General features: G+C 28.0%; 6 protein-coding genes. All 6 read left to right on the plus strand.

Features of this window, described 5'->3' with window-relative positions; all coding sequences use genetic code 11:
* Positions 1-341: 341 nt before the first annotated feature.
* Positions 342-890 carry a hypothetical protein gene (locus tag JJD95_RS19535; protein ID WP_291645093.1) on the plus strand — a complete coding sequence of 183 codons (549 nt, stop codon included), beginning with the start codon at positions 342-344 and terminating at the stop codon, positions 888-890.
* Between the two features lie 38 nt (positions 891-928).
* On the plus strand, positions 929-1,477 hold the full coding sequence (locus tag JJD95_RS19540; protein ID WP_291645095.1) for a 2'-5' RNA ligase family protein: 549 nt from the start codon (positions 929-931) through the stop codon (positions 1,475-1,477).
* Between the two features lie 35 nt (positions 1,478-1,512).
* Positions 1,513-1,998: a dUTP diphosphatase gene (locus tag JJD95_RS19545; RefSeq protein WP_291645097.1), complete on the plus strand. Its 486-nt coding sequence runs from the start codon at positions 1,513-1,515 to the stop codon at positions 1,996-1,998.
* A gap of 98 nt (positions 1,999-2,096) precedes the next feature.
* The gene (locus tag JJD95_RS19550; protein WP_291645104.1) at positions 2,097-2,489 is read left to right on the plus strand and encodes a DMT family transporter; all 393 of its coding nucleotides are present in this window, start codon (positions 2,097-2,099) and stop codon (positions 2,487-2,489) included.
* Positions 2,490-2,644: 155 nt separating this feature from the next.
* On the plus strand, positions 2,645-3,550 hold the full coding sequence (locus JJD95_RS19555; RefSeq protein WP_291645099.1) for a selenium metabolism-associated LysR family transcriptional regulator: 906 nt from the start codon (positions 2,645-2,647) through the stop codon (positions 3,548-3,550).
* A 108-nt stretch (positions 3,551-3,658) separates the two neighbouring features.
* Positions 3,659-4,852, plus strand: a complete 1,194-nt coding sequence (locus tag JJD95_RS19560) for a S8 family serine peptidase (RefSeq protein WP_291645102.1) — start codon at positions 3,659-3,661, stop codon at positions 4,850-4,852.
* Positions 4,853-5,042: the final 190 nt, after the last annotated feature.

Consider the following 5,042-nt stretch of genomic DNA (forward strand, 5'->3'; position numbering starts at 1 on the left):
TTTAAAAATTCTTGCACCGTGCAGGCTTGTTTGCTATACCTGTTTTTATTACAAACCGCTCTAATATCATTAAATTTTATAATTCTATACAACTCAAAACAAATTCAAGTTTTATTTATTAGTTTCCGTGAGTACTCTAATTACAAAATTATTATTAGCATAATTAAAATTAATTATACTAATAATTAAAAAAGTATAAATTACTTGAACTACATTTTTTTCTTGTATACATAAATTTACACGTAAAATACAAAACTCGAATATTATGTTATAATGTAGTTATAATTTAATCAAAATAATATTAACCAATCTTGGTTATTAATTTTACTCGGAGGAAAGATATGAAATATTTTTTAGTTGCACTATTCGATGATGAATCTAACTCTACAATTCAAAATATTCAAAGAGATATTTGTAAGAAATATAAACTATACAAAAGTTCACCTAATCTCTATATCCCTATAACCGCTATAACAAATCCTGATTTAGAAAAATTAGATGTGGTTGTTTCCAAAATTATAAGTCCTTATAAAAAATTTAAAGTAGATATAAATAATAATATCGGTTTAAATGAAAATTTCAGTCAAGTAAGTCTTAAGGTTGATGATAAAGGTTATATTTTTCGTTTAGCGAGAAGTATTACGGGTACCTTAGATTTGCATGGCTTTAACGTTAATAAAGATAATACTTCCATTAATCTGCATATTCTATTAGCTAATGCTAATCACATCATTAAAAAATCATCTAATGGTGGTACGATTTCTATTGATGATAGTTTAGATAAAAACGATTTTTTTAAATTTGCAAAGGTTTCTAGGCTTGAATTATGGAAGCAAATTAGTAATAAAAAAGAAATGCTAGTTAAAACTTATACTCTTCGTGATTACTAAAAATTTAGAACTGTATATTTCATAAGGGAGTGATTAAAATGATTTACTATTTAGTTGGTTTATTTGATAAAGTTTCTTATGAATATATAAAATCTATGCAAGAGAAACTCTGTAAAAAATATAACCTATATGAATCTGATAACAATTTACCTATGCTTCATATAACTCTAGAAATAATAACTAATCCTAATCTTTCGGATTTGGATATTTCCATAAAACATATTTTAAAGGATTATACTAAGTTTCAAGTCGATATAAATGGAGTGATTTGTTTTGACCCTCCATTTAAATCTGTTAACTTAAACATTAAAAATAAAGGCACTATATACGAATTATCTAAAAGTATAAATACTATATTAAACTCACAGAGCTTTACTGTTAGGGAAAACATTGAAAATTGGAACTTGCATATTTCACTTGCTAATACAAATTTTTCTGATAGAGAGTGGTCTGACAATGAGTATTTATCCGCTTGCAATCTAGCTAAAGATGAAAATTTTTCAAAGACTGTTACCTTGGATGCAATAGAGCTTTGGAAACCTATAAATAATAAAGATCAAATGGTTGTTAAAAAATATTCTCTATAATATAAGCATAATTAAATAAAAAGGCGGTTTCAGATATGAATTTACAAAGACTATTTCAAATGCAAGATGCTTTAGACAAACGAATTCTAACAGAACATAACTTAGAAGACGTTCAATTATTACAAAAAAAAATACTCTCTCTTCAAGTGGAACTGGGAGAACTCGCAAATGAAACTCGTTGTTTTAAATTCTGGAGTACAAAAAAACCCTCCAGTAAAGATATAATTCTTGAAGAATATGTTGATTGTCTTCACTTTATTTTAAGTATAGGACTTGAAAAAAACTTTGATGATGTAACTTTAAACACTAAATATAATACTTCAGAATTATTTCAACAGTTTTTAGACTTATATGTAAATATTTCTGATTTTATAGCTTCTTCCTCATTGGATAACTATATAACTATTTTCCAGAATTTCTTGTGCTTAGGTGGAAATTTAGGATTTAGTAACGAAGATATTCAAAATGCATATTTATATAAAAACAACATTAATCATGAAAGACAGGACAATGGATATTAAATTATATTTTTAAATATTACAATACATTCTGGATAAACTAAACTAAAGGAGTGTGATTGTAATTGGGTTTAATTTTTTCTATAATTGCAGGCATTTGTATGAGTCTTCAAGGTGTTTTTAATACAAGAGCAAGCGAAAAAATAGGTCTTTGGGAAACTAATGTTTTAGTTCAAGGTACTGGTTTAATACTTACATTATTAATACTTCTTATAGTTGGAAATGGTAATTTTAAAGCTATAAAAGAAGTAAATAAATTGTACTTACTAGGAGGAATCCTAGGCTCAATAATTATATTTACTGTTATGCAAGGCATAACTAAGCTAGGACCAACTTATTCCATTGCCACTATATTAGTGGCTCAACTCTTAGCAGCTGGGTTAATTGATAGCTTTGGAATGTTTGGTGCGAATCAAATTAAGTTTACTTTATCTAAATTTATAGGCGTTGGAACAATGATTGTGGGTATATTAATATTTAAATGGAAAGGGTAATAATCTCTTTCTGTTTTTTTTTGAGCTAAAATATAATTTTCATATTACCTGTTGAAATTATTTATAAATATATGCATAATTATAGATGTATGGTATAAACAAGTTAAAACTAACTAATATTTATATTTTCAATATATATTCAAGGAGGACCCCTTATGGATTTCAAACAAATTGAAGCCTTCACTAGCGTAGCCAAGTTCAAAAGTTTTTCTAAGGCAGCCAGTACGATCTTCTTATCTCAACCTACAATAAGCTCCCATATAGCTAGCTTAGAAAAAGAATTAAATGTTCAACTTTTTGACAGAACTTCCAAAGTAGTTTACCTAACACCAGCTGGTGAATCTTTTTTAGAATATGCAATTAATTTAATAAGCACTCGTAATAATGCTATCTCTAATCTCTCTAATTTTAACACGAAAGTATCTGGTAAATTACATTTATCAGCTAGCACTACCCCTTGTAATTCATTGGTGCCAGATCTTATAAAAAAATTTAGTGGCCTCTACCCTGATGTTCGTTTTAATATTACAGAGCAAGGTTCCGGAGATATAATAAAAAACATTTTAGATCTTAACTGTGAAATCGGTATAGTTGGGACAACCATTAAAAACGAAAAAATTAAAAGTTACAAACTTATGGAAGATGATCTTGTTTTAGTTTCTAGTACTGACCTAAATGTTCCTGATGAAATAACTCTAAAGGATTTGTTAAAATACAAGTTTATACTTAGAGATAAAAAATCAGCAACTAGGAGTACCCTGTATACAGCTCTTGAGTCAAAAGGGATAAACCCCAATTTATTAAACGTATTTTGTGAAGTTAATAATTTAGACAATGTACTTCAGTTTGTAAAACTCGGAACAGGTGTATCTGTTATTTCAAAAAAAATATCATTTGATTATATTGATCGAAGTAAAATAAAGATAAGTACAATTAGAGATTTATTCTTAAAAAGAAATTTATATTTGATTGTTAATTCAAAAAGAACATTAACTCCTGTTGCTAGTGCATTCTTTAGCATGTGTGAGGAAATGTTTTCATTTGGCGAATGTGAAAAATAAAATTTCAAAGTATATATTACAATGCTAATATATACCTTTATTTTTTATTAACATATTATAAAAGTTTGCATATAATATAATAATGTAACAATATCTTAGGAGGCATACATGTTTTCCTTCAAAAATAAGTTAGACCCTTCCTTAAGGCAAGCTTTACTTAGTAACCTATATGAAAACTATAGAGTAATAATATACTGTAAATCCCTTGAAGGTAAAACTATAAGTAAAATTCAATCTTTAAAATGTGATATTTTACGTCATATCCCCTCTATAAATTGTATTTGCGCTACTTTAACCTCTAGTGCTATAGATAGATTACTAGAATATCCTCAGGTATCATATATTATTTATGATTCCTATGCACAATTATGCGGCAATAGCATACTATCATCTAATGGTGTCTCCTTTCATAGTAACTATGACCTTACTGGAAAGGGCGTCGGCATTGGAATAATTGATAGTGGTGTATATCCACATTGCGACTTATTGAATCCAAGTAACAGAATTAAAAAGTTCGTAGATGTTGTTAATAATTTAAAGTATCCTTATGATGATAATGGTCACGGCACCTTTGAATGCGGGCTGATATGTGGTAGTGGTTATGGTTCAAAAGGTATGTACAAAGGAGTTGCTAAAAATAGTCATATTTATATGATTAAAGCCTTTAATAAAATAGGCAAGGGCTTTATTTCCGATATTCTATTTTCATTAGAAACTATAATTAATGAAAGTAATGACTTAAGTATTAAAATCATTCTCCTTCCTTTTGAAACTATGGAAACTAATGAATTTATGCTTTCACTTTTTTCAAAATTATTCAACCTTGCAATATCAAAAGGCCTTGTGGTAATCGTTCCTAGTGGAAGCAATAATAGTATTAAAAGTTCAATAAGGGGCATAGCTACACTTAATAATTGTATAACTGTTGGTGGTTATGATAGTATAGGAACCCCAAAAATATATGAATATTCTTCCTGTGGTCCTTTTCAGAAACTCGATAAGCCAAATTTGATTGCAGCCTGTGTTGATATTTGTTCCTGCCTATCAGACAAACAATTTGTCTCTGAAAAAAATGGCATGAAACTTTATCCTTCTCATATCACTAATTTATATACGACTTACACAGGAACTTCCTGTTCGGCTGCTTTTATAAGCGGTATTTGTGCACTTTTATATGAAAATAATAGTGATTTGTGTTTTAAAGATACATTGGCATTACTTAAGGTGTCTTCAAGCTTAATAAACTCACCAAAATATATGCAAGGTTCCGGAATTTTAAATTTAGAGAAATTATTACCTTAAATTTTAACCATAAAAATATATATTAATATTTTTTGAACTTTAGTTAATAATGTGTCAAGCATTTTTGAAAATGTCCCAAATCATGTGAAACATTAGCACCAACTAATTGTTGGTGCTTTGCTTTTGTAAAAGTATGATTTTGGGTAAGCTTAACAGACCTACCGCGTGCTTTACTTTTTTAAAAAAGAAA

The sequence above is a fragment of the Clostridium sp. genome, from assembly GCF_016650035.1.
GTDB lineage: Bacteria > Bacillota > Clostridia > Clostridiales > Clostridiaceae > Clostridium_AD.